The sequence below is a fragment of the Serratia fonticola genome (genome assembly GCF_001006005.1).
Lineage (GTDB): Bacteria > Pseudomonadota > Gammaproteobacteria > Enterobacterales > Enterobacteriaceae > Chania > Chania fonticola.
The window spans coordinates 5,307,754-5,334,610 of the sequence record NZ_CP011254.1 but is presented as its reverse complement, the minus strand read 5'-3'; the positions used below and the strand labels follow the sequence as shown (position 1 = coordinate 5,334,610).

Here is a 26,857-nt window from a genome sequence, read left to right as displayed (position 1 = left end):
TTACCGCCACTACCCCCAAATTTCCGCGCCAGGGTACTCGTCAGGCGCTTAGCTGTGTAAATTTAATATTCTTGTTTTATTACAGAAGGATAGGGTGGTTTCCAATTGTCATCCTTTAGTGGTATTTGTGCCTTCCCTCTGGTTTTCTCTCCCCGAATCCCTTGATCGCAATCAAGTTACGCCCAGCAGAGCATCAGTAGCCTTGGCCGCAGATTGAGCAATGTCACTTGGCAACTTCTTACAACAATATGCCCGTCGTCTTTCAAGCTGCGGCTTGAAACTCGTAGGGTAATGAGCCTTCAGGAGAACTCCGGATGAGCAAATTTCTAGATCGGTTCCGCTACTTCAAGCAGTTGGCCGAACCTTTCTCTGGCGGTCATGGCCAAACGCTAAACACCAATCGCGATTGGGAAGACGGTTATCGCAGCCGCTGGCAGCACGACAAAGTGGTGCGTTCCACCCATGGTGTTAACTGTACCGGCTCCTGTAGCTGGAAAATCTATGTGAAAAACGGTCTGGTCACCTGGGAAACCCAGCAGACCGATTATCCACGCACCCGTCCAGATTTGCCCAACCATGAGCCCCGTGGCTGCCCACGCGGTGCCAGCTATTCCTGGTATCTCTACAGCGCCAACCGCCTGAAATATCCGCTGATGCGCAAACGCCTAATCAAGCTATGGCGCGAGGCTAAAGCCTTGCACAGCGATCCGGTGGATGCCTGGGGTTCAATCGTTTCCGACCCGGAAAAAGCCAAAAGCTACAAAGTGGCTCGTGGCCGCGGTGGTTTTGTTCGTTCCAGCTGGCAGGAGGTCAATGAACTGATCGCCGCCTCCAACGTCTATACCGCCAAGACCTTTGGCCCGGACCGCATTATCGGCTTCTCGCCGATCCCGGCGATGTCGATGGTGTCCTACGCGGCGGGTGCCCGTTACCTATCGCTGATTGGCGGCACCTGCTTGAGCTTCTACGACTGGTACTGCGATTTGCCACCGGCCTCGCCGATGACCTGGGGCGAACAGACCGACGTGCCGGAATCCGCCGACTGGTACAACTCCTCGTATATCATTGCCTGGGGCTCCAACGTGCCGCAAACGCGCACCCCGGACGCCCACTTCTTCACCGAGGTTCGCTACAAGGGCACCAAAACCGTCGCGGTGACGCCAGACTACGCGGAAGTGGCCAAGTTATGCGACCAGTGGCTGAACCCGAAGCAGGGCACCGATAGCGCCATGGCGCTGGCGATGGGCCACGTGATGCTTAAAGAGTTCCATCTGGATCGTGAAGTTGGTTATTTCCGCGACTACGTACGTCGCTATACCGATATGCCGATGCTAGTGCTGTTGGAGCCGCGTACCGAAGGTTATTACGCCGCTGGCCGCCTGCTGCGTGCTGCCGATCTGGTAGATGGCCTTGGCCAGGAAAATAACCCCGAGTGGAAAACCGTCGCGCTGGATCAGACCAGCGGTGAACTGGTGGCGCCGCAGGGCTCTATTGGTTTCCGTTGGGGTGAGAAGGGCAAATGGAATCTGGAGCAGCGTGAAGGTAAAGCCCAGCAGGATGTGGAGCTGCAACTCAGCCTGCTAGGCAGCCATGATGAGGTGGTTGACGTTGGCTTCCCATACTTTGGCGGTGCCGAGAGTGAGCATTTCAACAGCGTGGCGCTGGACGACATCCTGCTGCACAAACTGCCGGTAAAACGCTTGCAACTGGCGGACGGCAGCCAGGCGCTGGTAACCAGCGTCTACGACCTGACGCTGGCTAACTACGGTCTGGATCGTGGCCTGAATGATGCCAACTGCGCCAACGGTTATGATGAGGTCAAAGCCTATACGCCAGCCTGGGCAGAACAGATCACCGGCGTCTCACGCCAAAACATCATCCGCATTGCGCGCGAGTTTGCCGAAAACGCTGAGAAAACCCACGGCCGCTCGATGATTATCGTTGGGGCCGGTGTCAACCACTGGTATCACATGGACATGACCTATCGCGGGCTGATCAACATGCTGATCTTCTGCGGTTGCGTAGGCCAAAGCGGCGGCGGCTGGGCGCACTATGTCGGCCAGGAAAAGCTGCGCCCGCAAACCGGTTGGACGCCGCTGGCCTTTGGTCTGGATTGGCAACGGCCGGCGCGCCATATGAACAGCACCTCGTTCTTCTACAACCACTCCAGCCAATGGCGCTATGAGACGGTTGGCACCGAAGAGCTGTTGTCACCGATGGCGGACAAGAGCCAGTTTGCTGGCAGCCTGATCGACCTGAACGTGCGTGCAGAGCGCATGGGGTGGTTGCCATCGGCCCCGCAACTGGATACCAACCCGCTGCATCTGGCCGCTCAGGCTAAAGCGGCCGGTCAGACACCGCTGGACTTCACCGTGGATAGCCTGAAACAGGGCAACGTCCGCTTTGCTGCCGAACAGCCGGACAACCCGCAGAACTTCCCGCGTAACCTGTTCGTCTGGCGCTCCAACCTGCTGGGCTCCTCCGGCAAGGGGCATGAATACATGCTCAAATACCTGCTGGGGACCGAGAATGGCATCCAGGGCCAGGATCTGGGTCAGCAGGGCGGCGTAAAACCGCAGGAAGTCGAGTGGTTGGATAATGGTGGTGAAGGCAAGTTGGATCTGGTCGTGACGCTTGATTTCCGCATGTCCAGCACCTGCCTGTATTCCGACATCGTGTTGCCTACCGCCACCTGGTACGAGAAAGACGATATGAATACCTCGGATATGCATCCGTTTATTCATCCGCTGTCTGCGGCTGTCGATCCAGCCTGGGATTCGAAGAGCGACTGGGAGATCTACAAGGGTATCGCCAAAGCGTTCTCCGAGGTGTGCGTTGGCCACCTGGGCCAGGAGACCGACATTGTCACGCTGCCGATCCAGCATGATTCCGCCGCCGAACTGGCGCAGCCCTACGGCGTGAAAGACTGGAAGAAAGGCGAGTGCGATCTGATCCCGGGCAAAACCGCGCCGCACATCATGGTGGTAGAACGCGATTATCCCGCGACCTACGAGCGCTTTACCTCGCTCGGTCCGCTGTTGGACAAGCTTGGCAACGGCGGCAAGGGCATCAGTTGGAACACCCAGACCGAAGTCGACTTCCTGAAAAAGCTCAACTACGTGAAGACCGAAGGCCCGGCAGTTGGGCGGCCTAAGATCGAAAGTGCTATCGATGCGGCGGAAGTGATCCTCTCGCTGGCACCGGAAACCAATGGGCAGGTGGCAGTGAAAGCCTGGCAGGCACTGAGCAACATCACCGGGCGCGATCACACCCATCTGGCGTTGAACAAGGAAGACGAAAAGATCCGTTTCCGCGATATTCAGGCCCAGCCGCGCAAGATCATCTCCAGCCCGACCTGGTCTGGCCTGGAAGACGAACACGTTTCTTACAACGCCTGCTACACCAACGTGCATGAGCTGATCCCGTGGCGCACCCTGAGCGGCCGCCAACAGTTGTATCAGGATCACGAGTGGATGCGAGCCTTCGGGGAAAGCCTGCTGGTCTATCGCCCGCCGATCGACACCCGTGCCGCGCAGCCGTTGCTGAATAAAAAGCCGAACGGCAACAAAGAGAAGGCGCTGAACTTCCTGACGCCGCACCAGAAGTGGGGCATTCACTCCACCTACAGCGACAACCTGTTGATGCTGACTCTGTCACGCGGCGGGCCAATCGTCTGGTTGAGTGAGGACGATGCCAAAGATTTGGGCATTGAAGATAACGACTGGATCGAGGCCTTCAACGCCAACGGCGCGCTCACCGCTCGTGCGGTGGTCAGCCAGCGTATTCCGTCGGGTATGACCATGATGTATCACGCTCAGGAACGTATCGTGAACATTCCAGGCTCGGAAATCACCAGCCAGCGTGGCGGGATCCACAACTCGGTGACCCGCGTGTGCCCGAAACCGACCCATATGATCGGCGGCTATGCGCAGTTGGCGTACGGCTTTAACTACTACGGCACCGTTGGCTCGAATCGCGATGAGTTTGTGGTGGTGCGCAAAATGGACCATATCGACTGGTTAGACGGCGAAGGTAACGACTACGCACAGGGCAGCCAGCAGGAGAAAGCCAAATGAAAATTCGTTCGCAAGTTGGCATGGTGCTCAACCTGGACAAGTGCATCGGTTGCCATACCTGTTCGGTGACCTGTAAGAACGTCTGGACCAGCCGCGAAGGCATGGAATACGCCTGGTTCAACAACGTGGAAAGCAAACCAGGCATCGGCTATCCCAACGCCTGGGAAGATCAGGATAAATGGAAGGGCGGCTGGATACGCAAAATCAACGGCAAGTTGGAGCCGCGCATGGGTAACCGCGTTGGCCTGCTGTCGAAGATCTTTGCCAACCCGGACGTGCCCGCACTGGACGATTACTACGAGCCGTTCGATTACGACTACCAGAACCTGCATACCGCCCCGCAGGGCAAGCATCAGCCGATCGCCCGTCCGCGCTCGCTGATCACCGGCCAGCGGATGAACAAGATCGAAAGCGGCCCAAACTGGGAAGAGATCCTCGGCGGCGAGTTCGACAAGCGTGCCAAAGATAAAAACTTCGACAACATGCAGAAGGCGATGTACGGCCAGTTCGAAAACACCTTCATGATGTATCTGCCACGCCTGTGCGAGCACTGCTTGAACCCGGCCTGTGTGGCGACTTGTCCGAGCGGTGCGATCTATAAACGCGGCGAAGACGGCATTGTGCTGATCGATCAGGATAAATGCCGCGGTTGGCGGATGTGCCTGACCGGCTGCCCGTACAAGAAAATCTACTTCAACTGGAAGAGCGGCAAATCCGAGAAGTGCATCTTCTGCTACCCAAGGATTGAGGCTGGCCAGCCGACCGTATGTTCAGAAACCTGCGTGGGGCGTATCCGCTATCTCGGCGTGCTGCTGTACGATGCCGACCGCATTGAACAAGCGGCCGCGACAGAGAACGATAAAGACCTGTATCAGAGCCAAATGGATATCTTCCTCGATCCGCACGACCCGGCGGTGATTGAGCAAGCGCTGAAAGACGGTATCCCGCAAGGGGTGATTGAGGCTGCGCAGCAGTCGCCGGTTTACAAGATGGCGATGGACTGGAAGCTGGCGCTGCCGCTGCACCCGGAATATCGCACCTTACCGATGGTGTGGTACGTGCCGCCGTTGTCTCCGATCCAGTCGGCTGCTGATGCCGGTGAGTTGGCCCACAGCGGCGTGTTGCCTGATGTCGAAAGCCTGCGCATCCCGGTGCAATATCTGGCGAATCTGTTGACCGCCGGGGATACCGCTCCGGTGCTGTTGGCGCTGAAACGGATGTTGGCGATGCGCCACTACAAGCGGGCAGAAACCGTGGACGGCGTGGTGGATACCAGCGCGCTGGAGCAGGTGGGACTGACAGAGGCGCAGGCGCAAGAGATGTATCGCTATCTGGCGATCGCCAACTACGAAGACCGTTTCGTCGTGCCTTCCAGCCATCGTGAGCTGGCGCGCGAAGCCTTCCCGGAAAGCAAAGGCTGTGGCTTCAGCTTTGGCGACGGTTGCCACGGCAGCGACAGCAAGTTCAACCTGTTTAACAGCCGCCGCATCGATGCCATCGACGTGACGCAGAAAACCCCGCGCAAGGAGGATGCCTCATGATCGCTCTGCGAATTATTGCCCGCCTGCTGGATTATCCTGAGCAGGAGCTGTTTGACCATCAGCAAGATCTGCTGGAAGCCCTGGAACCGGCCTGCGAACTGGATTTGCATCACAGCGCCCAACTGATTCTGTTTATCCGCCGCTTCTGCGCCCGTCCGTTGCTGGACGTGCAGGCGGAGTATTGCGAACTGTTCGATCGCGGCCGTGCGACCTCACTGTTGTTGTTTGAGCACGTTCACGGTGAATCCCGCGATCGCGGCCAGGCGATGGTCGATCTGATGGGGCAATACCGCGAAGCCGGGCTGGAGATCGACAGCCGCGAACTGCCGGACTTCCTGCCGCTGTACCTAGAGTATCTGGCTAGCCGCAACAAAGAGGAAGCTCAAGGCGGATTGCAGGATATCGCCCCCATTCTGGCCCTGCTGGGGGCTCGTTTGCAGCAGCGTCAAAGCCCGTATGCGGTGCTGTTCGATCTGCTGCTGGTGTTGTCTGCTAGTGGCGTTGCAGCCAACAGTTTGCAGCCACAAGTTGCCGGTGAAACACGTGACGACACGCCACAGGCACTGGATGCCGTCTGGGAAGAAGAACAGATCAAGTTTTTGGGTGAGCAGGGCTGTGCTTCGGCGCAGCAAGCCACTCACCAGCGGCGCTTTGCTGGGGCGGTGGCGCCACAGTATCTGGATGTGGGCTCAATGACCACGGCAACCAAAGGACGCTAATCATGCACTTTCTGACGCTTTTCTTTTTCGATATCTATCCGTATATCGCCGGGGCGATCTTCCTGATCGGCAGTTGGCTGCGCTACGACTATGGGCAATACACCTGGCGTGCTGGCTCCAGCCAGATGTTGGATAAAAAGGGCATGCGGCTGGCCTCTAACCTGTTCCATATCGGTATTCTGGGCATTTTTGCCGGGCACTTCCTCGGCATGCTGACGCCGCACTGGATGTATGAGTCTTTCCTGCCGATCGCCGTGAAGCAGAAAATGGCGATGTTTGCCGGTGGGGCCTGCGGCGTGATGATGTTGGTGGGCGGTGTGCTGTTATTAAAGCGCCGTTTGACCAACCCACGTATCCGCGCCACCAGTAGCGTAGGGGATATCCTGATCCTGACGTTGCTGGTCGTGCAGGTGTGCCTGGGGCTGCTGACCATTCCGTTCTCTGCTCAACACATGGACGGCAGCGAGATGCTGAAGTTGGTCGCCTGGGCGCAAGCGGTGGTGACCTTCCATGGCGGTGCGGCTCAGCACCTGGAAGGGGTTGCATTGATATTCAAGATCCATATCGTGCTTGGCATGACCCTGTTCCTGATATTCCCGTTCTGCCGCCTGGTGCATATCTGGAGCGTGCCGGTGGAATATCTGACTCGCCGCTACCAGTTGGTACGTAACCGCCGTTAATTCCCCGCGTTACCCAGCGGCAAGGTCTTTGGACGTTGCCGCTGTTCTGCTTTCCTCGTATTGCTGCTTAACCAATACTCTTTTACCGTTGATTCAATTATTGATTTTTCCCCTCACCCCAACCCTCTCCCCCGTACAGATCGGAGACATCATTAACCCTTTCAAAGGGAGAGGGAGCGGCTCCAGTGTTGTGGTTGGGCGCAGAAGTTAAACTGTGGCACGTTCGGTCCCCTAGCCCTGTGGGGGAGGGTTAGGGTGAGGGGCAACTTTGACCCGCCTTGTTTTCCCAGAGCAGGCCAAATAGCTTATTCTTATAGATCTCTTTTCGGCGTTGATCTAGGCTGTGCCATTAGGTTAACGGCATGGTTTACCAGGTTAGTTAAGCGAACGGAATCAATCAGTAAAAATTCCTGTTAGGATTTTCATTATGCTGATGTTAAATAAGGGCTAGATCAAAAGAGCGTAAATGGTTTGATTAATTACGCTGGATGCTAAGCCAAACGAGTTAGGGATAAGCAGACTGAACACCTATGACCATTGATAACCTGTCCCACCCCGTCCTGCCGCTGAAAATCATCGCGACCGGCGCGGCTTTGCCTCCCGGCTGCATCGAATCTTCGGCGTTGGATCGGCAATTGAACAAACCCGTCGGCTATGTAGAAAAACGCTCGGGGATTATTCATCGCTTTCATGCCAGCAATCAGGCCAGCCAGGCCGAACTGGCCGTCGCCGCATTGGATGACGCGCTGGCTCGCCATGCTATCCCGCGTGATTCCATCGATCTGTTGATCTCGGCCTCGGCCATTGCCGTACAGGCATTGCCCTTTAGTGCCGCGCATATTCTTAAAATCGCCGGCTTAGCCTCAGGTACCGCAGGTTTTGATATCAATACCAGCTGCGTCAGCTTTATTAGCGCATTGCAGGTGGCGGCTGGGCTACTCAACGCCGGCGTTTACCGGCGAATTGCCATCGTCTCTGCCGATATTGCCTCGCGCGGTATCGACTGGGAGGATGAAGAGTCCTCACTGATTTTTGGTGATGGTGCCGCCTGTGCCATTGTGGAACGCGGCGATGGGCGCAGTGGGATTTTGTCCTACCTGATGGAAACCTATCCGGAAGGCAGCGATCTGTGTGAAATCCGCGCCGGTGGCACACGCCGTAATCCGCGTGCCGGGATGAACGACAGCGATTTTCTGTTCCATATGAAGGGCAAACAGTTGTTCCGCCAAGCCTCGGCGCTGATTGAAGGCTACCTTGAGCGCTTGCTGAGCGCCGCAGGGCTCACCTTGCCACAAATCGCCACCGTGGTGCCGCACCAGGCCAGCCATCTCTCGCTGGAACATATGCGCAAAAGGCTGCATGTAGCGCCAGAGGCGTTGGTGGATATCTATCGTTACCGGGGCAACCAGGTGGCGGCATCAATTCCATCAGCTTTACATGAAGCGGCGATCACCGACAGGCTGAATGTCAATCAGCCGGTAATGTTGATCGGTACCGCTGCTGGGCTGACCCTGGGCGGCATGGTTCTGCTGCCATGAAAGTCTTGGTAACCGGAGCAACCAGTGGGTTAGGGCGCAATGCGGCCGAGTGGCTGTTGGCTGCCGGGCATCAGGTGCATGCCACCGGGCGTGATGAGGCCGTTGGTCGTGAGTTGGTGGCATTGGGGGCAAAGTTTACCCCGTTAGATCTGACCCGTGCCGGGATGGAACAGTGCGAACAACTGATGAGGGGTTATGACATCGTCTGGCATTGTGCCGCCAAATCTTCCCCGTGGGGCGATCGCAAGGCGTTTTTCCAGGCCAACACCTACGTCACGGAAAAGCTCGCCAAAGCTGCCGGGCGCTGCGGGGTGAAACGCTTTATCCATATCTCGACGCCAGCGATCTATTTTGATTTCAAACATCATCACAACATCACCGAAGGTGAGTCTGCCCGCCGGTTTGCCAATCATTACGCTGCCAGCAAGTATGCTGCCGAACAGAGCATTAGCGCGCTGCTGCATCGCTATCCGCAAACCACCTACCTGATCCTGCGCCCGCGTGGCCTGTTTGGCCCGCATGACCGAGTGATCGTACCCAGGATCCTGGCCCAGATGCAGCGTGACAAAGGTGCTCTGCGCCTGCCCGGTGGCGGTAAAGCCTATCTGGATCTGACCTTTGTGCTCAACGTAGTGCATGCAATGGATCTGGCCAGCAACCGGCCGAATTTGCCTTCCGGCGGCATTTATAACATCACCAACCAACAGCCGCAGCGGCTGGAGGATATGCTGCACCAACTGCTAGCCCAGCAGTTAGGCTGGCAATATCGGGTGCAGGCATTGCCTTATCGGCTGTTGTGGGCGGTGGCAGGTGGCATGGAATTGATAGCCCATTTTACCGGCAAAGAGCCGATGCTGACGCGTTACAGCGCGGCGGCCGCCTATTTTGATATGACGCTGGATAACAGCCGCGCGATTGAAGAGCTGGGCTACCGGCCACGTTATAGCCTGGAGCAGGGGATTGAGCTGACCGGGCAATGGATGAAACAGCAGGGGATGGCGGCGCATGGCTAACATCACCACCTTTGAAATCGGCTATTGCACCCACCTTGGCTGCATGGCGCTGCGTGGCTCGCCGATGCGTAGCTGCAAATTCCCTTCCCGTGCCTACCTGCTGGAGGTGGGCGAGCGTCGCTGGCTATGGGATACCGGTTATGCCAGCTATTTCCAACAGTACACCGCCAGCGGTATTTTCCGGTTGTATAGCCAGATTACCCCGGTCTATTTCAGCCCACAGCAGGCGCTGCTTGAGCAGTTGCGTAGCCGGGGTGTCAGTGTGGGTGATATTGAGGCGGTGATTATTTCCCATTTTCATGCTGACCATATCGCTGGCCTGCGTGATTTCAGCAGCCTCAACATGATTTGTTCCGGTGAGGGCTGGCAGCAAACTCGTGAGCTGCGTGGCTTTGCCGCCCTGAAGCGGGCGTTTATACCGGGGTTGATCCCCGAGGAGTTTGAATCCGCATTGCAGTTTGTGGAGTCATTCCCGCTACAGAGTCTGCCAGCCGAACTGGCACCGTTCCAGCAGGGATATGCGCTGCCGGGCAGCGATGGGCAAATCCTCATTGTGCCTCTGCCAGGCCATGCGGCGGGCCATCTTGGTGCCTTTGTCCAAACCGACGCGGGCTGGACGCTGCTGGCAAGCGATGCCGCCTGGTCGCCGCTGAACTACCAGCAACTGCGTGGTCCTTCACGGCTGGCGAACCTGATCATGGATAATCCGCGTAGCTACTACCAAACCCTTGAAGCGCTCAACCAACTGCATCACGGCGGCGCGGCAGAGATCCTGTTGTGCCATGAGGGGGATTTATGATCCCGCTGATGACGCTATGGCACTATCTGCGAGCACGCAGGCTGCATTTCACCGAACGGGCAGAACTGGAGGCTTATCAGGCGCGTCAGTTAAAACGCTTTGCCCGTCGGGTATTGGCGCATAGCCCCTATTTCCGGCCATACTGTCTGTTACCTGTGAGCGAATGGCCAGAAATGGACAAAGCGATCATGATGACGCATTTTGATCGGATGAATACCGCCGGGCTGCAACTTGAGGCTCTGTTGGCCTGTGCCCGGCGCAGCGAAACCGATCGCGATTTCACCCCAAAAGTGGGCAAATACAGCGTGGGTTTATCGACCGGCACCTCTGGGCGACGCGGCGTGTTTGTGGTCAGCCCGCAGGAACAGCAGATCTGGGCTGGCGGCATGCTGGCCAAAATGCTGCCGCAAGGGGTGTTTGCCGGTGAGCGGGTCGCGCTGTTTCTGCGTGCGGACAACAATCTGTACCACAGCGTCAACAACCGCTGGTTGAGCCTGACGTTTTACGATCTGTTTGCTCCCTTTGCCGAGCACTTACCGCAGATTGAACGCGAGCAACCCACCATCGTGGTCGCACCTGCGCAGGTATTGTGCGCGTTGGCTAATGCGGTCGAGCGGGGCGAGTTACGACTACAGGTGAAAAAGGTGATCTCGGTGGCCGAGGTGCTGGAGCCGCAGGATCGCCAACTGCTAAAGCGGGTATTTGCCGACGTGGGCGAAGTCTATCAAGCCACCGAAGGTTTTCTGGCTGCCACCTGTAGCCACGGCACCTTGCATCTGAACGAAGAGTTTATTCACGTGGAACCGCAGTGGATCGATGAGCAGCGCTTTACCCCGCTGATCACCGATTTTACCCGCCGTACGCAGCCGATCGTGCGTTATCGGCTGGATGATATTCTGGTGCGGCGTGCGGAGCCTTGCCCATGCGGCCAGGCCAGCATGGCGTTGGAGCGGATTGAAGGGCGCTGTGACGATCAACTGTTGCTGCCAGGATTGCAGGGCGCAGCGCAGCGAGTCTTTGCCGACCTGTGCCGCCGGGTGATTGCCAACGCGTTGCCCGCTGTGGCGGATTATCGCCTGACCCAGTTGTCTAGCCAACGGCTGCACCTGATGGCCGACTGTAGCCCTGCCGAGCTGGAACATTGTCAGCAGCAGCTAATCGCGCTGTTTATCCAGCAAGGTATCGCGGTGCAGCAACTGGAGTGGCAACTGACCGCGCAAAGTATCATGCCGCAGTTTGATGCTAAACGCCGACGCATCGTGCGTTTGCCGGAGGCGCCATGAAAGAGGTGATCTATCGCCTATGGCAAATGCTGCTGGGCTGGGGCTTTGTTGGCCTGATTTATAACGCTACTGACCGATGGCAAGGAGCGGGTTATCAGCTGATGCCGAGTTGGCTGGATCGCGCTATCCCCTTCAGCCCGCATGCTATCTGGCTATACCTGTCTTTTTTCCTGATCGTTCCGCTGTGCTATCTGCTGTGTCCGCTGAGCCGGATCAAATGGCTTAGAAGCTCAATGCAGCTTGCCGCTATTGTTGCGGGGGCCATCTATCTGCTGTGGCCGACGACGATGGACTACCCGGTCGATCACGGCAGTTCACTCAGCTCCACCATGCTGGCGGCATTGATCGGAATTGATTCAAAACAAAACTGCTTACCCTCTTTGCATATAGCCTTGACGGCCCTGGCCGTGTGGGGCGTGGCGGACAGCCGGAAAAAATGGCGCAGCGTACTGTTGTCAGTTTGGGGGTTGGCGATTGCCTTCTCAATCCTGCAACTGCGCCGTCACCTGCTGGTGGATTTGCTCAGTGGGGCGGTGCTGGCCATGGCCGTCGGCTATGCTTGCCAGCATGTTCGATGGATTGTCAGTGATTATCGTCAGGGAGAACGACCATGACCGATCTGGTAATACCGATAATATTTATGCTGTGCGTGGTGCTGGGCGAAGCCCTGTGGCTGCAAAAGCGCAACCGGGGCAGCGTTGATTGGCACGATGTGATCTTCAACCTCAACTCCGGGCATATCATGCTGTGGCTGTTCCGGGGGCTGGAGATCTTCTGCTATGGCTATGTGGCAAGCCATTACAGCCTGGGCTTGGTAGATAGCTGGCCGGTCGCGCTGGTGTGGTTGTTTGCCCTGCTGGCGTGGGACTTTGGTTTTTACTGGTTACACCGTCTGCATCACCGTTTCCGCCTGCTGTGGGCGGTGCATGTGGTGCATCACCAGGGCGAACACTTCAATCTGTCGTTGGGCGTACGTAACTCGTGGTATTCGTCATTAACGTCGATCCCGTTCTTTATGCTGCTGGCGCTGGCCGGTGTGCCGCTTTCGGTGTTTATCACCGTTTCGATCCTGCATTACGGCATTCAACTGTTTAACCATAATGCGCTGACCCCAAAGCTGGGCTTGCTGGAAAAAATCTTTGTTACCCCAGCGCATCATCGGGTACATCACGTCAACGATCTGGCCTATTCCAACCGTAACTTTGGCGGCAGCTTTATCTTCTGGGACAAGCTGTTTGGCACCTTTGGCCCATCGCTGCCAACCGAGCCTTTCGCCTATGGCGTACGCGGGGAGAAATCTTCGGCTAACCCGTTCTGGGCCAGTAATCAGCCGTTTTTGCGCTACTTCAAACTGCCTTTCAAACCCTCGGCCAATAGCGGCCGTTTCCGCAGTTCCGCCTGGTGCATGGTGAGTGGTGCGTTGCTGCTGTTCGCCCTGGTGCTGGGCTATGTTTATCGCTTCGGGTACGGCTACAACGGCCTGACTGGCGAGCAGGCGGCGCTGTTTATGCTGTTGGCGGTAGGCGCGGTGGCGCTGGGTGGGATTGCCGAAGGCCGTAGCTGGGGCGTAAAGACCTGGTTACTGGTGGCGTTGGCCGCTCCACTGCTGTTGTTGTTGGCGCTGGGGTGGCACCAACCTTACTGGTGGCTGATGACCTGCGGCATTGCCGTGCATGGCTGCGCCGTCGCCGCTGGTTGGGGACGCCAGAAGGAAGCTGCGCATGGCTGACTCGTTGCCGCCACTCTCTTTCCCTGCGGATGGGGAGCAGGCGTTTCATCGTGAATTGAAACGTCGAGCCCATGCTTATCTGAGTGGTCGCGACGATCACCGCTTTGCCGATGTAGCCCGCTGGGTCAAGGCTATCGTCCTGCTGTTGCTGTGCGTGGGGTTCTACCTGCTCAGCCTGGTGCAGCAGCAGGGGCTGGCGTTTATGCTGTGCTATTTCGCTTTTGTCATGATGGGCATGTTGCTGAACGTCAACGTCAATCATGACGCTTCGCATAATGCGTTCGCCCGCACTCCTTGGGTGAATCGCCTGGCGGGGCGTTTGGTGACGATCCCATTGGGGGTCGATCCGGATTACTGGCGGACGCGGCACGTCAGCTATCACCATGTGTATGCCAACGTTGAACATTACGATCTGGATACCGAAGAGAACGGCTTTTTCCGCCAGACGCCGTTCCAACAATGGCGGGCGCACATGCGCTATCAGCATCTTTACTGGCCGCTGATTGCCGCCTTGTCGCTGCCCTATATTGCGCTGGTGTTTGATTGGTCGGACCGATTGGGCAAAACTCCGTTGGCCGCTGAGGGTGTGCTGGCTGGGCGCAAAGGCTGGGCAGTATTTATTGCTAGCAAACTGTGCCACATTTTGGTGGTGCTGGTGATCCCGTTGGTAGTTTGCCAGCAACACGGCATTGGCTGGCAGACGGTGCTGATCGCCTATCTGCTGAGCCAGATGCTGGCCTCGCTGCTGGTGGTGTTCTTACTGTTGGGGACTCACTGGGCGCAGGCTGAGTTTTACGAGGTGCCAGAAGGAAGCCAAATGCCGCAGGGCTGGTATCGGCACAACTTTGCCACCGCCTGTGACTGGGAAACCTCGCCGAAGTGGATGCATCATCTGACCGGCGGGCTGAATTATCATCTCACCCACCATCTGTTCCCCGGCTGGAATCACCGCCATTATCCGGCGCTGGCCGCCATACTGGCCGAACTTGCGCCACGCTATGGCATGGATTATCGCTGCATCGGCTATCGTGAGCTGTTGCAACAGCAGCAGCGCTTTCTGCGTGCGATGGGGCAACAACCGCTATGAAGATGCCTGATACCACGCCGCTGCGGCCCTTGACGTTCCAACGGGAGAACCGCGACATTCATCTGGCGCTGATGCGTGGCAGCCAGGCCTATCTGGCGGAGCGGGGCGACCACCGCTTTGCCGACCGTGGGATGTTCGCTAAGGTGTTGCTGCTGATCCTGGTGTGCGCGGGCTTTTATGCACTCAGTTTGCAGCAGCAAAACGCCTGGGCCTATTTCGGCTGCTACGTCGGCTTTATTTTCTCCGCCATGATGTTGACGGTGAACGTGGTGCACGACGCCTCACACAATGCCTTTTTCAAACAGGCACGGCTGAACCACTGGCTTAACTTTATTGTGAGCATCCCGTTGGGGTTGGATGCGGACTGTTGGCGGGTGCGCCACGTCATCTTCCACCATGCCTACAACAATATCGAAGGTTACGATCCGGATATTGAGCCGAACGGCGTGCTGCGGCAAACGCCGTTCCAGCAGCGCAAAACCTTTATGCGTTTGCAGCAATACTACTGGCCGATAGTGGCGGCACTGACTTTCCCGTATTACATCTGGCTTTTTGACTGGTTGGATCGGGCTGGCAAAACGCGCATGACGCCCAAGATGATGTTGCAGGGGAGCAAAGGCTGGGGCGTTTTCTTGCTGAGCAAGCTGGCGCACTTCACGTTGGCGTTGGCAATCCCGCTCTGGCTGATGCCACCTGAGATCAGCGCCACGGCGATATGGCTAACTTACCTGCTGAGCCAGATGCTGTCGTCGTTGGTGTTTGTGATGCTGATTGTCGGTACCCATTGGGCCAAAGCCAATTTTTATCAGGCTCCCGAGCAGGGCAAGATGGTGCATGGCTGGTATCAACATCTGTTTGCCACCACCTTCGACTGGCAGGCCAAGCCGCTCTGGGTTGGCTACTGGCTGGGCGGCGCCAACCTGCACCTGACCCATCATCTGTTCCCGCATTGGAGCCATCGGCATTACCCGGCTCTGGCGAAGATTATTGCCGAGGTTGCGGCTCAACACGGGCTGGATTATCAGTGCCTGGATCTGAAAACGCTGTTGCAGATGCAACAGCGTTTTTTGGGATCGATGGGGAAGCAGTAAAGTTATTCCGGCTTCATCCCGGCGGCGGTCATCAGCAGGCGGAATAGCGAAGCGACCAAAAACAACCCCAAGACGCTCGCACTCCAGATAACCACCAACCAGCCGACGCGTTTCCACCAGGGAATGGTGGCGCTCTTCTCATTCATCGTCTTGTTCATCATCAGTGATACCCATCCTCATGGCTCACCTTGCCGCGGAACACGTAGTAGCTCCAGAAGGTGTAGACCAAAATAATCGGAATAATAAACAGCGCGCCCACCAGCATAAAGCCCAGACTTTGTAGCGGCGCAGCGGCTTGCCACAGGGTGATGGTCGGTGGGATCAGCAGCGGCCAGATGCTGATACCCAGACCGCTTAGCCCCAGAAACACCAGCAACAGCGTCAACAGGAACGGCGAATAGTGGGCATCGTGGCGTACGCCGTGCCAGATACCCCAGGCGCTGAGCAGCACCAACAGCGGCACCGGTAGCAGCCAGAACAGGTTCGGCAGGCTGAACCAGCGGGTCGCAATTTCAGGGTGAGCGATTGGCGTCCACACGCTGACGGCCAGCAAGATTAGCAGCAGGCTAGCCAACAGCGGGGTGGTCAGACGATGCATCCGGGCCTGCAAGCTTCCGGCAGTCTTCATCACCAACCAGGTGCAGCCAAGTAACGCATAGGTCACTACCAAGCCCAAACCACAGAACAGGGCGAACGGTGTGAACCAGTCGAAGGGGCCGCCAACATAGGCACGGCCTTCCACCGGGAAGCCGTCGATAATCGCCCCGACCACCACGCCCTGGCAGAAGGTTGCCAGGATTGAACCGCCGATAAATGCCTTATCCCAGATATGGCGCTTTTCCGGTTGGGCCTTGAAGCGGAACTCAAAGGCTACGCCGCGAAAGATCAGGCCAAACAGCATCAGGGTGAGGGGAATGGCCAACGCGTCCAGGATCACCGCATACGCCAGGGGGAAAGCCCCAAACAGGGCGGCTCCGCCGAGCACCAGCCAGGTTTCGTTGCCGTCCCACACCGGTGCCACGGTATTCATCATCACATCGCGATCGTGGCTGTTTTTCACCCACGGGAACAGAATGCCAATGCCCAGATCAAAGCCGTCCATGACCACGTACATCATGGTGCTGAACACGATGATCACAAACCAAATCAACGGAAGATCGATACCCATGTTCAGCTCCTGTCGTCCAAAGTTTCGTGTACCGCTGAGAGCGGGCGTGCCGGTGTGCCGTGGCCGCTGGGCTCGTCACCTTCATGGGTCTGTGGGCCTTTGCGGATCAGACGCATCATGTAGGAGTAGCCGACGCCAAACACCGAGCAATAGACGGCGATAAAGGCCAGTAGGCTCACGCTCATATGGATGTCACCGTGGGCAGAGACGGCATCGGCGGTGCGTTGCAGCCCGTAGACGACCCATGGCTGGCGGCCAATCTCGGTGGTGAACCAGCCCGCCAGCAAGGCAATCAGCCCCGAAGGCCCCATCCACAGAATGAAGTACAGGAAGGGTTTGGACTGATACAGTCCGCCGCGCCAGCGTAGCCACAGGCTCCACACGCCAGCCAGGATCATCAGCATGCCCAGCGCCACCATGATGCGGAACGACCAGAACACCACGGTGGAGTTAGGGCGGTCTTCCGGTGCGAAGGATTTCAACGCCGGAACCTGCTCGGTGAGGCTGTGGGTGAGGATCAGGCTGCCCAGGTAAGGGATTTCCACCTTGAAGCGGGTTTCTTCACGTTCCATATCCGGCCAACCGAACAGGATCAGCGGCGTGGCCTCTCCCGGCGGGTTTTCCCAGTGGCCTTCGATGGCGGCGATTTTGGCCGGTTGATATTTCAGCGTATTGAGGCCGTGTGCGTCGCCGATCACCGCCTGAATAGGGGCGACGATCAGTGCCATCCACATGGCCATCGACAGCATTTTGCGCATGGCTGGCGTATCACGGCCACGCAGCAGGTGCCATGCCGCCGAGGCACCGATAAAGAAGGCCGACGACAGGAATGCCGCAGTGGTCATATGCAGCAGGCGGTAAGGGAAGGACGGGTTGAAGATCACTTTGAACCAGTCAACCGGCACGACGACGCCGTTGATGATCTCATGCCCCTGCGGGGTCTGCATCCAGCTGTTGGAGGCCAGGATCCAGAAGGTGGAGATCAGCGTGCCGAGTGCTACCATACAGGTGGCAAAGAAGTGCAGACCGGGGCCAACACGGTTCCAGCCAAACAGCATCACGCCCAGGAAACCGGCTTCGAGGAAGAAGGCAGTCAGCACTTCATAGGTCAGCAATGGGCCGGTGATACTGCCAGCAAACTCGGAGAAAAAGCTCCAGTTGGTGCCGAACTGATAGGCCATCACCAGGCCCGAGACTACGCCCATGCCGAAGTTAACGGCGAAGATTTTCGACCAGAAGTGGTACAGATCCCGGTAAGCCTGATTGCCGGTTTTCAGCCATAGGCCTTCGAGCACCGCCAGATAGCTGGCCATGCCGATGGTGATCGCCGGGAAGATAATATGGAAGGAAACGGTGAAGGCGAACTGGATCCGTGCCAGCTCCAATGCATCAAGTCCGAACATGGAGCCTCCTTGATTTGTTCATAATCGGCCTCTTAGGAAAGCGATAGCTTGCTTATTAAAACTTGCGCTAAGTAGAGCATGGAGTAGAGTAACGATAACAGTGACAGTTATTTCACTTTTTACTATAACAGTTGGAATTGTATGACCAGATATGAACAGCTTGCCCAGCAGATCCGCGAACAGATCCAGAGCCGGGTTTGGCGTGCTGGGGACAAACTGCCCTCGCTGCGGGAAAGTGGTAAACGTGCCGGGCTGAGCCTGATGACGGTGGTGCAGTCATACCAGCTGCTGGAAAGCCAGGGCTGGATCGTAGCGCGGCCGCAGTCTGGTTACTATGTGGCCGCGCGTTCACAGGCGTTACCACAGCCCGTCCGGGGTGAAAAACTGCTGGTGAGCGAACAGGTAGATATCAACGCTTTTATCTTTGACGTGCTGCAAGCCTGTAAGGATCCAGAGATTGTGCCCTTCGGCTCGGCTTTCCCCGATGCCACCCTGTTTATGCAACCCAAGCTGGCCAGGGCGCTGAGCAGCGTGGCGCGGAAATTCACACCTCACAGCTCGCTTGCTAATTTGCCGCCCGGCAACGAGGCATTGCGTCGCCATATTGCCCAACGCTATGCGCTGAATGGGATGCAGGTCTCCCCTGATGAGATTGTGATCACCGCCGGGGCGATGGAGTCGTTAAGCCTCAGCCTGCAAGCGGTGACGCAGCCGGGAGATACGGTGGCGATTGAATCCCCGGCATTTTACGGTGCGTTGCAGGCGCTGGAACGCCTGAAGCTGAAAGCGGTGGCGATCGCTACCCATCCGCAGCATGGGATCGATCTGGATTCGTTGCAGCAGGCGATTGAGCAGTATCCGATCAAGGCCTGCTGGCTGATGACCCATTTCCAGAACCCGCAAGGGTCGAGCATGTCGGACGAGAATAAAAAACGGCTGGTGACGATGCTGCGCGAGCATCAGATCTCGTTGCTGGAAGACGATGTCTACGGCGAGCTTTATTTCAGCGCCGAGCGGCCCTTGCCTGCCAAGGCGTTGGATCAGGGCGGGCAGATTTTGCACTGCTCGTCGTTCTCAAAATGTCTGGCTCCGGGGTTCCGTGTGGGCTGGGTGGCGGCAGGGCGTTTCGCGCCGCAGATCCAGCGCTTGCAACTGATGAGCACCGTTTCAACCAGCGTGCCGACCCAGATGGCGATCGCCGATTATCTGCTGCATGGCGGCTATGATACCCATCTGCGTCGCCTGCGGCGTTTATTGGCCCAGCGCCAAAGCGCCATGCATCAGGCGATCGCCCATCACTTCCCGCCCACGGTGAAGGTCAGCCAGCCGGACGGAGGCTATTTCCTGTGGCTGGAGCTGGAGGCGACACAGTCATCCATGGAGCTTTACCAGCGTGCGCTGGCAGAGGGCATCAGTATTGCGCCGGGGCGAATGTTTACCACCGGCGATCGTTTCAACCACTGTTTCCGCCTGAACGCCTCCTTCGAGTGGAGCGACAGGCTTGAAACCGCCATCAAGACCTTGGCCAGGCTGATCCGGGGGTTGGGTTAACTAGCTGCGTAGAATAGTGCTACAGGTGGGAATATGCAGAACGCCGACACGCCGTGAATCCGTCCTTGGAGGCTCGTATCGCGCATCCTTGCGCTCAACGGTCAGCTAACCTGCAATATTCCCACCTGCCTCAGGCTTTGGTGGCGCGGTAGTAAACTCAGTCATCTAGGCCAGATAATGCTTCAATGCACGTCCGGCCTGATGAATAGCCGAATGCACCGCCGGAACCTGGGCGAGCGGGTTTAACAGGCCGTAATCGTGGATCAGCCCATTGTAGCGGGTGGCGGTCACCTCGACGCCAGCCGCGTTCAGCAAGCGGGCGTAGGCTTCCCCCTCATCCCGCAATACGTCCAGCTCGGCGGTCTGGATCAGCGCGGGTGGCAGCCCTCGCAGCTGCTCCAGGCTCGCATTGAGCGGTGAGGCGTAGATCTCCTTACGCTGGGCCTTGTCGGTGGTGTAGTTGTCCCAAAACCACTTCATCATATTGCGCGTCAGGAAATGGCCTTCGGCAAATTGATGATAGGAATCACGATCAAAACTGGCGTGGGTGACCGGCCATAGCAGGATTTGGCAGCGCAGTGCCGGTGTGCCTCGCTCTTTAGCCATCAGGCTGACCACCGTCGCCATATTACCGCCAACGCTATTACCCACTACCGCCAGCCGGGTACCGTCGACGTTGATTTTTTCTCCGTATTCCGCCACCCATTCCGTCGCCGCGTAGGCTTGCTCGATGGCGGTGGGATACTGGGCTTCTGGCGACGGTGTGTAATTGACAAACACCGCGACCGCTCCTGAACTGTAAACCAGATCGCGCACCAATCGTTCGTGGGTAGGGAAGTCACCCAATACCCAGCCGCCGCCGTGGAAAAACATAAATACCGGCAATTTACCTTTCACTCGTGGCGGACGCACGATGTGCAGCAGGATGTCCTGACCAGCCACGTGAATGGTTTTCTCTTCGATCTCGACCTCACGCTGTACCACCTCCACGCTGCGTTGCGCGCCTTCCAACACCTTACGGGCTTCCTTCGGCTTCATCTGTTCCATCGGTTTGCCGCCGCTGGCATTTAACTCCGCCAGAAAGGCGGCTACGTCTTTAACTGCTGCGGGCTGGGTGGCATCAAAGGTTTTCTTGCTCATGTTGGGATCCTTAACGTTGAGGAGGATCATTGAGTACGGGGTAGCTTAACAGTGTAGTCAAAGACTGGGGGTTAACCCGTAATCTGCTGAGGGGCATTTTGCTGCGCTAAATGAGGGCGCATTGCACAATTGCGGTGCAAAAAGGCGCCGAACCCGTCCTCTAGCGCAATTATTTTTGCGAGCAGGATCAGAAAAGCGGAAGAATTTTGCGATTGAATAGGATTTCTCCGTCGCTGATGATTTTAGGCCCTATTTTTGCCATTAATCATTACAAATGCATAATTATTGAATATTTATGCAATATAACTCCTTGTTTTAACGAAAAAAATTAGTAAATCCGTCAAAAAGCCCGTTCTGGCACGATAGCTGCTCTACACTATTTATCAAATGGGCTGTATTTTAACTACTCATTAACATTTATTCCCCGCTCCGGGGTGCTAAATGCGGCATTAATAGCGAATAACCGATTTTATGTAACAAGTTTGTATCTGAATAGGCGGCGGTGAGCAGCATTATCGTCGGCCAGAAAAGACACTGGATAATAGGGTTAATTTGCTTTTTCGCCGGCCTTGCGCCGCCAGAGCGGTCCTTACCGCCAAAATTCAGCCTTTGCTGACGTTATGAGGTCATTATGGAACAGCCAATCGCAGTTACCCGCCAGTCTTTCGACGACTGGATGATCCCGGTTTATGCCCCTGCGGATTTTATTTTGGTGCGGGGAGAAGGCTCACAGGTTTGGGATCAGCAGGGGAAATCCTATATTGATTTCGCTGGAGGCATTGCCGTCAATGCTCTGGGCCATGCCCATCCGCAGGTGTTAGCGGCGCTGGTCGAACAGGCAGGCAAGCTTTGGCATCTGGGCAACGGTTATACCAACGAGCCGGTGTTACGCCTGGCCAAACAGCTGATTGATGCCACCTTTGCCGACAAGGTATTTTTCTGTAACTCCGGCGCGGAAGCCAACGAGGCCGCGCTGAAGCTGGCGCGAAAACATGCGCTGGATAGTGGCAACCGAGAAAAGAACCAGATCGTCGCGTTCAATAACGCGTTTCATGGCCGCACCTTGTTTACCGTGTCTGCCGGGGGCCAACCAAAATATTCACAGGATTTTGCGCCACTGCCTGGCGGCATTACCCATACGCCGTTTAACGACCTGGCAGCGGCTGAGCAGGTGATTAACGACCATACCTGCGCGGTGATCGTTGAGCCGATTCAGGGCGAGGGCGGGGTGGTTCCGGCACAACCGCAGTTCCTGCAAGGGCTGCGTGAACTGTGCGACCGCCACGGCGCACTGCTGATCTTTGATGAGGTGCAAACCGGCGTGGGCCGCACGGGATCGCTGTATGCCTATATGAATTATGGGGTGGTGCCAGACGTGTTGACCACTGCCAAGGCATTGGGCGGCGGCTTCCCGATCGGCGCGATGATCACCACCGACAAGCTGGCGAAAACCCTGGGCGTTGGCACTCATGGCACCACCTACGGCGGCAACCCGCTGGCGGCGGCGGTAGCTGGGGAGGTGTTCTCGCTGATTAACACTCCGGAAGTCCTTGATGGGGTGAAGCAGCGTCTCGAATGGTTTATCGCCGGACTGACGGAAATCAACCTACAGTATCCGATCTTTAGCGAAATCCGCGGGGCGGGCCTGTTAATTGGCTGCGTGCTGAACCCGGAATATGCCGGTAGAGCCAAACAGCTCACCCAACTGGCTAACGAGGAGGGGGTGATAGCCCTGATCGCTGGCCCAGACGTGGTGCGCTTTACGCCTTCGCTGATCATCCCTGAACAGGATGTGAAAGAGGGGCTGGCGCGGTTCGCGCGTGCTGTGGCGCGGATTTGCAGCTAATCAAGGCGGCTGCGCCCGGTGCGCAGCCGATGACTTCCGAGGTTCGCATTATGATGATTATCCGCCCCATAGAGCGCCGTGACCTGGCTGACCTGCTGACGCTCGCCGGTAAATCCGGTATTGGCCTCACCTCTTTGCCGCAGAATGAAGAGACGCTGTCGGCACGTATTGAGCGGGCGTTAAAAACCTGGCAAGGCGAACTTCCCCAGAGCGATCGCTGCTATCTGTTTGTTATGGAGGATACCGAACGGCAACAGGTCGTTGGCGTCAGCGCGATAGAAGTCGCGGTTGGGCTGACCGAACCCTGGTACAGCTTCCGCGTGGGTACCCAGGTGCATGCCTCAAAGCAGCTTAATGTCTATAAATCGGTGCCAACGCTGTTTTTAAGCAACGACCATACCGGCCATTCGGAACTTTGTACGCTGTTCCTCGATCCGGACTACCGTCATGGCGAGAATGGCAAGCTGCTGTCAAAAGTGCGCTTCCTGTTTATGGCCGCATTCCGCAACCAATTCTCCCGCAAAGTGATCGCGGAGATGCGCGGTTATTCCGATGAAAATGGCCGTTCCCCCTTCTGGGAAAGCGTTGGCCGCCACTTCTTTTCTATCGAGTTCGCCAAGGCGGACTATCTCAGCGGCACCGGGCAAAAGGCGTTTATCGCCGAACTGATGCCGAAACACCCGCTGTACGTCGACTTTCTGGCCGAAGATGCGCAGAAGGTGATCGGCGAAGTTCACCCGCAAACCGCACCGGCGCGCAAGCTGCTGGAAGCCGAAGGGCTGCGCTACCAGGGCTACGTCGATATCTTTGACGGGGGCCCGACGCTGGAAGCCGAGATTGACGAGATCCGTGCGGTGAAGCGCAGCAAAATGGTGAAGGTGGTGCTGGATGATACGCAGGTATTCAGCGAGTCCCCGGCCTACCTGGTGGCCAACGACAACTATCAGAATTATCGCGCCCTGTTGGTACATGCCCAACTGCATGATGACCGCTTGCGTATCAACGCCGAGACGGCTGCGGCGCTCGGTGTCGAACAGGGGAGCCCGGTACGGGTCATCAAGCTTATCGCTCAGGAGAAAATGTAATGTCACATCCTGCATTGTTAATTAATGGCGTCTGGCAGGCCGGCCGGGGCGCTGAGTTCAGCAAAACCGATCCGTTGGATAACCTGCCGCTGTGGCAAGCCAATACGGCCAGTATTGACGACGTGGCTTCGGCCTGCGCAGCTGCACGTGAGGCTTTCCCTGCCTGGGCGCGCACGCCGTTTGCGCAGCGCGAACAGTTGGTAAAACGCTTCGCGTCGTTGCTGGAAGAGCATAAGCAACATCTGGCTGAGACCATCAGCCGTGAAACCAGTAAACCCCGCTGGGAAACCTTGACCGAAGTCCAGGCGATGATTGGCAAGGTCGGCATTTCATTGCAGGCCTATCAGGCGCGTACTGGGGTGACGGAAACCGCGATGGCCGACGGAGCCTCGGTGTTACGCCATCGGCCGCACGGCGTGCTGGCGGTGTTTGGCCCATATAACTTCCCTGGCCATTTACCCAATGGGCATATCGTTCCGGCGCTGCTGGCGGGCAACTGCGTGGTGTTCAAACCCAGCGAATTGACGCCGTTGACGGCGGAGGTGACGTTACAGCTGTGGCTGCAGGCGGGTTTGCCGGATGGGGTGATCAATCTGGTGCAAGGTGGACGTGAAACCGGTGAGGCCTTGGCAAGCTGTGCCGATATTGATGGGCTGCTGTTTACCGGCAGTGCTGGCACCGGTTATCACCTGCATCGCCAATTGGCTGGTCAGCCAGAAAAGATCCTGGCGCTGGAGATGGGTGGCAACAATGCGCTGATCGTCGAACAGGTAGAAGATTGTGACGCGGCGGTGAATCTGGCCATTCAATCGGCGTTTATTTCTGCCGGGCAGCGCTGTACCTGTGCTCGCCGCATTTTGGTGAAAAACGGGCCACAGGGCGATGCCTTTATTACACGCCTGGTTCAGGTGGCATCTACGCTGCGCATTGGCCGTTGGGATGCTGAGCCTCAGCCGTTTATGGGCGGGGTGATCTCCTCCTCTGCGGCAGAAAACATGCTGGCAGCTCAGCATCACCTGTTGGCATTGGGCGGCAAAGCCTTGTTGACCATGAAATCGCTGGAGAGCGGCAGCGCGTTATTAAGCCCCGGCATTATCGATGTGACAGGCGTGGCGGACGTGCCAGACGAAGAGTATTTTGGCCCGCTGACCACGATCATCCGTTACGACCATTTCGATCAGGCGCTGCGCATGGCTAATAACACGCGCTATGGCCTGTCCGTTGGGCTGGTGTCCCCGCAGCGGGAGCAGTTCGAACGGCTGCTGCTGGAGGCGCGAGCCGGTATTGTCAACTGGAACAAGCCGCTGACCGGCGCTTCTAGCGCGGCACCTTTCGGTGGTGTGGGAGCTTCTGGCAACCATAGGCCAAGTGCGTTCTATGCGGCAGATTACTGCGCATGGCCGATGGCTTCGCTGGAAAGTGCCAGCCTGACGCTGCCAACCAGCCTGTCACCGGGCCTGATATTTAACTGATTGCCAGGTTTGTTTCTAACTTATTGAAATAGATTGTTTAACGGTTGTGTTGCCATTGATGTTTCCCCCTCACCCCAACCCTCTCCCTCAGGGAGAGGGGGCCAGAGCGGCGTCGAGGTCAGGAACGGAGATACCTCTGTAGCATCAGTTTATATCTGACACCGGTCAGGTAGCAGGAGAAGTTAATGTTGGCACGTCCGATTCCCTCTCCTTGGGGAGAGGGTTAGGGTGAGGGGGATAGCACCCGGTGACAGGTATCACCCTTCGCAGTTTACAGGAGAGCAAAATGTCCGGATATGAAGTCAATTTCGATGGGTTGGTTGGCTTGACGCACCACTATGCCGGGCTGTCGTTTGGCAATGAGGCTTCGACGCAGCACCGCAACAGCGTATCGAACCCCAAGCTGGCGGCAAAGCAGGGGCTGCTGAAAATGAAAGCGCTGGCAGATATGGGCTTCCAGCAGGGCGTGCTGCCTCCGCAGGAACGACCTCATCTTCCCACGCTGCGTAAATTGGGCTTCAGCGGTAGCGACGAGAGCGTGCTGGCCCAGGCGATGCGAACCTCACCGCGCCTGCTCTCGGCGCTCAGTTCGGCCTCATCCATGTGGACGGCCAATGCCGCGACGGTTTCGCCTTCGCCAGACAGTCTGGATGGCAAAGTGCATTTCACCGCCGCCAATCTGAATAACAAATTCCATCGTGCGATTGAGGCTGAAACCACTTCTAGCGTGCTGCGAGCCATCTTCAATGATGAGCAATACTTTACTCACCATGATGCCTTACCGCAGGTGGCACTCTTTGGGGATGAGGGCGCTGCCAACCATAACCGCCTTGGGGGTGACTATGCCAAACCCGGGGTGCAGGTCTTTGTGTACGGCAAGCAGGAGTTTGGCGGGGAAAGTGCCCCCACGCGTTACCCGGCACGCCAGACGCGCGAGGCCAGTGAGGCGATCGCCCGTCTACATCAGTTGCACGAGCAACACACGGTATTCCTGCAACAAAATCCGGCGGTGATCGACCAGGGCGTTTTCCATAACGACGTGATCGCCGTCAGCAATCAGCAGGTGCTGTTCCATCATCAGCAGGCGTTCCTGCATCAGCAGCAGGGGCTGGATCAAATCCGCCGTAAGATGGCCTTGCTGGAGACGGAGCTGGTGGCGATAGAAGTGCCAACCTCTCGTGTCAGCGTGGGGGATGCGGTGGCGACCTACCTGTTTAACAGCCAGATCCTGACCAAAGCCGATGGCAAGATGATGATCGTGGTACCGGAAGAGTCCCGCCAGCATCCGGGCGTTTGGCATTATCTGTCGGAGATGGTGGCCAGCGGTGGGCCAATCGACGAGATCAAGGTGTTCGACCTGCGCGAAAGCATGCGCAACGGCGGTGGCCCGGCTTGCCTGCGTTTACGCGTGGCGCTGAACGAAGCTGAGTTGAGAGCGGTGAACCCACGGGTGATGATGAACGATACGCTTTTCACCACCCTGAACGACTGGGTAGACCGCTATTACCGCGATCGCTTGGTACAAGAGGATCTGGCAGACCCGCAATTGCTGCATGAAGGGCGTGCGGCACTGGATGCCCTGACTTCTATCCTTGGGCTGGGTAATGTTTACCCGTTCCAACAGTAACCGGAGGCA

General features: G+C 57.2%; 21 protein-coding genes. 17 read left to right on the top strand and 4 right to left on the bottom strand.

Annotation, left to right across the window (positions count from 1 at the left end):
- Positions 1-314 precede the first annotated feature (314 nt).
- From WN53_RS23675 to WN53_RS23620, 12 genes are all read left to right on the top strand, one after another.
- Entirely contained in the window at positions 315-4,076 is a 3,762-nt protein-coding gene (locus tag WN53_RS23675; protein ID WP_024485413.1) for a nitrate reductase subunit alpha, read from the top strand.
- On the top strand, positions 4,073-5,617 hold the full coding sequence (gene narH, locus WN53_RS23670) for a nitrate reductase subunit beta (RefSeq protein ID WP_021805674.1): 1,545 nt from the start codon (positions 4,073-4,075) through the stop codon (positions 5,615-5,617). The genes WN53_RS23675 and narH overlap by 4 nt, the downstream gene beginning before the upstream one ends.
- Positions 5,614-6,336 carry a nitrate reductase molybdenum cofactor assembly chaperone gene (narJ, locus tag WN53_RS23665; RefSeq protein WP_024485414.1) on the top strand — a complete coding sequence of 241 codons (723 nt, stop codon included), beginning with the start codon at positions 5,614-5,616 and terminating at the stop codon, positions 6,334-6,336. Before narH ends, narJ begins: the two co-directional genes overlap by 4 nt.
- A gap of 2 nt (positions 6,337-6,338) precedes the next feature.
- Positions 6,339-7,016 carry a respiratory nitrate reductase subunit gamma gene (gene narI, locus WN53_RS23660; protein ID WP_024485415.1) on the top strand — a complete coding sequence of 226 codons (678 nt, stop codon included), beginning with the start codon at positions 6,339-6,341 and terminating at the stop codon, positions 7,014-7,016.
- A 530-nt stretch (positions 7,017-7,546) separates the two neighbouring features.
- Positions 7,547-8,554, top strand: coding sequence for a 3-oxoacyl-[acyl-carrier-protein] synthase III C-terminal domain-containing protein (locus WN53_RS23655; protein WP_024485416.1), 1,008 nt, complete (start codon positions 7,547-7,549; stop codon positions 8,552-8,554).
- A complete protein-coding gene (locus tag WN53_RS23650) occupies positions 8,551-9,567 on the top strand; it encodes an NAD-dependent epimerase/dehydratase family protein (protein WP_024485417.1) in 1,017 nt (338 codons plus the stop codon). Before WN53_RS23655 ends, WN53_RS23650 begins: the two co-directional genes overlap by 4 nt.
- A complete protein-coding gene (locus WN53_RS23645) occupies positions 9,560-10,366 on the top strand; it encodes an MBL fold metallo-hydrolase (RefSeq protein WP_024485418.1) in 807 nt (268 codons plus the stop codon). The genes WN53_RS23650 and WN53_RS23645 overlap by 8 nt, the downstream gene beginning before the upstream one ends.
- A complete protein-coding gene (locus WN53_RS23640; protein ID WP_024485419.1) occupies positions 10,363-11,649 on the top strand; it encodes a F390 synthetase-related protein in 1,287 nt (428 codons plus the stop codon). Before WN53_RS23645 ends, WN53_RS23640 begins: the two co-directional genes overlap by 4 nt.
- Positions 11,646-12,263, top strand: a complete 618-nt coding sequence (locus WN53_RS23635; protein WP_024485420.1) for a phosphatase PAP2 family protein — start codon at positions 11,646-11,648, stop codon at positions 12,261-12,263. Before WN53_RS23640 ends, WN53_RS23635 begins: the two co-directional genes overlap by 4 nt.
- On the top strand, positions 12,260-13,378 hold the full coding sequence (locus tag WN53_RS23630) for a sterol desaturase family protein (RefSeq protein ID WP_024485421.1): 1,119 nt from the start codon (positions 12,260-12,262) through the stop codon (positions 13,376-13,378). The genes WN53_RS23635 and WN53_RS23630 overlap by 4 nt, the downstream gene beginning before the upstream one ends.
- Positions 13,371-14,465, top strand: a complete 1,095-nt coding sequence (locus tag WN53_RS23625) for a fatty acid desaturase family protein (protein WP_024485422.1) — start codon at positions 13,371-13,373, stop codon at positions 14,463-14,465. The genes WN53_RS23630 and WN53_RS23625 overlap by 8 nt, the downstream gene beginning before the upstream one ends.
- A gap of 2 nt (positions 14,466-14,467) precedes the next feature.
- Positions 14,468-15,556 carry a fatty acid desaturase family protein gene (locus WN53_RS23620; protein WP_024485423.1) on the top strand — a complete coding sequence of 363 codons (1,089 nt, stop codon included), beginning with the start codon at positions 14,468-14,470 and terminating at the stop codon, positions 15,554-15,556.
- A gap of 2 nt (positions 15,557-15,558) precedes the next feature.
- Here WN53_RS23620 and WN53_RS27760 read toward each other — a convergent pair whose 3' ends face one another.
- From WN53_RS27760 to WN53_RS23610, 3 genes are read right to left on the bottom strand one after another with little or no spacing between them, the layout of a single operon-like run.
- Positions 15,559-15,702, bottom strand: a complete 144-nt coding sequence (locus WN53_RS27760; RefSeq protein WP_370454334.1) for a DUF2474 domain-containing protein — start codon at positions 15,700-15,702, stop codon at positions 15,559-15,561.
- Positions 15,703-15,716: 14 nt separating this feature from the next.
- Complete coding sequence (gene cydB, locus WN53_RS23615) at positions 15,717-16,724, bottom strand: cytochrome d ubiquinol oxidase subunit II (protein ID WP_024485424.1); 1,008 nt, start codon at positions 16,722-16,724, stop codon at positions 15,717-15,719.
- Positions 16,725-16,726: 2 nt separating this feature from the next.
- Positions 16,727-18,127, bottom strand: coding sequence for a cytochrome ubiquinol oxidase subunit I (locus WN53_RS23610; RefSeq protein ID WP_024485425.1), 1,401 nt, complete (start codon positions 18,125-18,127; stop codon positions 16,727-16,729).
- A 141-nt stretch (positions 18,128-18,268) separates the two neighbouring features.
- Between WN53_RS23610 and WN53_RS23605 the strand changes: the two genes are divergently transcribed.
- On the top strand, positions 18,269-19,678 hold the full coding sequence (locus WN53_RS23605) for an aminotransferase-like domain-containing protein (RefSeq protein ID WP_024485426.1): 1,410 nt from the start codon (positions 18,269-18,271) through the stop codon (positions 19,676-19,678).
- A 165-nt stretch (positions 19,679-19,843) separates the two neighbouring features.
- Here WN53_RS23605 and WN53_RS23600 read toward each other — a convergent pair whose 3' ends face one another.
- Positions 19,844-20,818, bottom strand: coding sequence for an alpha/beta hydrolase (locus WN53_RS23600; protein ID WP_024485427.1), 975 nt, complete (start codon positions 20,816-20,818; stop codon positions 19,844-19,846).
- A 631-nt stretch (positions 20,819-21,449) separates the two neighbouring features.
- Here WN53_RS23600 and WN53_RS23595 point away from each other — a divergent pair.
- The 4 genes from WN53_RS23595 to astB all read left to right on the top strand — a co-directional run bounded on the left by WN53_RS23595 (position 21,450) and on the right by astB (position 26,848).
- A complete protein-coding gene (locus WN53_RS23595) occupies positions 21,450-22,664 on the top strand; it encodes an aspartate aminotransferase family protein (RefSeq protein WP_046808329.1) in 1,215 nt (404 codons plus the stop codon).
- A gap of 50 nt (positions 22,665-22,714) precedes the next feature.
- Positions 22,715-23,749, top strand: coding sequence for an arginine N-succinyltransferase (gene astA / locus WN53_RS23590; protein ID WP_024486977.1), 1,035 nt, complete (start codon positions 22,715-22,717; stop codon positions 23,747-23,749).
- A complete protein-coding gene (gene astD / locus WN53_RS23585) occupies positions 23,749-25,221 on the top strand; it encodes a succinylglutamate-semialdehyde dehydrogenase (RefSeq protein ID WP_046808328.1) in 1,473 nt (490 codons plus the stop codon). Before astA ends, astD begins: the two co-directional genes overlap by 1 nt.
- A 286-nt stretch (positions 25,222-25,507) precedes the next feature.
- Entirely contained in the window at positions 25,508-26,848 is a 1,341-nt protein-coding gene (gene astB, locus WN53_RS23580; protein WP_046808327.1) for an N-succinylarginine dihydrolase, read from the top strand.
- Positions 26,849-26,857: the final 9 nt, after the last annotated feature.

Bases quoted from the DNA above. Each gene is read 5' to 3' on its own strand.
- WN53_RS23675 (WP_024485413.1), top strand. From the start codon at position 315: ATGAGCAAATTTCTAGATCGGTTCCGCTACTTCAAGCAGTTGGCCGAA.
- narH (WP_021805674.1), top strand. From the start codon at position 4,073: ATGAAAATTCGTTCGCAAGTTGGCATGGTGCTCAACCTGGACAAGTGC.
- narJ (WP_024485414.1), top strand. From the start codon at position 5,614: ATGATCGCTCTGCGAATTATTGCCCGCCTGCTGGATTATCCTGAGCAG.
- narI (WP_024485415.1), top strand. From the start codon at position 6,339: ATGCACTTTCTGACGCTTTTCTTTTTCGATATCTATCCGTATATCGCC.
- WN53_RS23655 (WP_024485416.1), top strand. From the start codon at position 7,547: ATGACCATTGATAACCTGTCCCACCCCGTCCTGCCGCTGAAAATCATC.
- WN53_RS23650 (WP_024485417.1), top strand. From the start codon at position 8,551: ATGAAAGTCTTGGTAACCGGAGCAACCAGTGGGTTAGGGCGCAATGCG.
- WN53_RS23645 (WP_024485418.1), top strand. From the start codon at position 9,560: ATGGCTAACATCACCACCTTTGAAATCGGCTATTGCACCCACCTTGGC.
- WN53_RS23640 (WP_024485419.1), top strand. From the start codon at position 10,363: ATGATCCCGCTGATGACGCTATGGCACTATCTGCGAGCACGCAGGCTG.
- WN53_RS23635 (WP_024485420.1), top strand. From the start codon at position 11,646: ATGAAAGAGGTGATCTATCGCCTATGGCAAATGCTGCTGGGCTGGGGC.
- WN53_RS23630 (WP_024485421.1), top strand. From the start codon at position 12,260: ATGACCGATCTGGTAATACCGATAATATTTATGCTGTGCGTGGTGCTG.
- WN53_RS23625 (WP_024485422.1), top strand. From the start codon at position 13,371: ATGGCTGACTCGTTGCCGCCACTCTCTTTCCCTGCGGATGGGGAGCAG.
- WN53_RS23620 (WP_024485423.1), top strand. From the start codon at position 14,468: ATGCCTGATACCACGCCGCTGCGGCCCTTGACGTTCCAACGGGAGAAC.
- WN53_RS27760 (WP_370454334.1), bottom strand. From the start codon at position 15,702: ATGAATGAGAAGAGCGCCACCATTCCCTGGTGGAAACGCGTCGGCTGG.
- cydB (WP_024485424.1), bottom strand. From the start codon at position 16,724: ATGGGTATCGATCTTCCGTTGATTTGGTTTGTGATCATCGTGTTCAGC.
- WN53_RS23610 (WP_024485425.1), bottom strand. From the start codon at position 18,127: ATGTTCGGACTTGATGCATTGGAGCTGGCACGGATCCAGTTCGCCTTC.
- WN53_RS23605 (WP_024485426.1), top strand. From the start codon at position 18,269: ATGACCAGATATGAACAGCTTGCCCAGCAGATCCGCGAACAGATCCAG.
- WN53_RS23600 (WP_024485427.1), bottom strand. From the start codon at position 20,818: ATGAGCAAGAAAACCTTTGATGCCACCCAGCCCGCAGCAGTTAAAGAC.
- WN53_RS23595 (WP_046808329.1), top strand. From the start codon at position 21,450: ATGGAACAGCCAATCGCAGTTACCCGCCAGTCTTTCGACGACTGGATG.
- astA (WP_024486977.1), top strand. From the start codon at position 22,715: ATGATGATTATCCGCCCCATAGAGCGCCGTGACCTGGCTGACCTGCTG.
- astD (WP_046808328.1), top strand. From the start codon at position 23,749: ATGTCACATCCTGCATTGTTAATTAATGGCGTCTGGCAGGCCGGCCGG.
- astB (WP_046808327.1), top strand. From the start codon at position 25,508: ATGTCCGGATATGAAGTCAATTTCGATGGGTTGGTTGGCTTGACGCAC.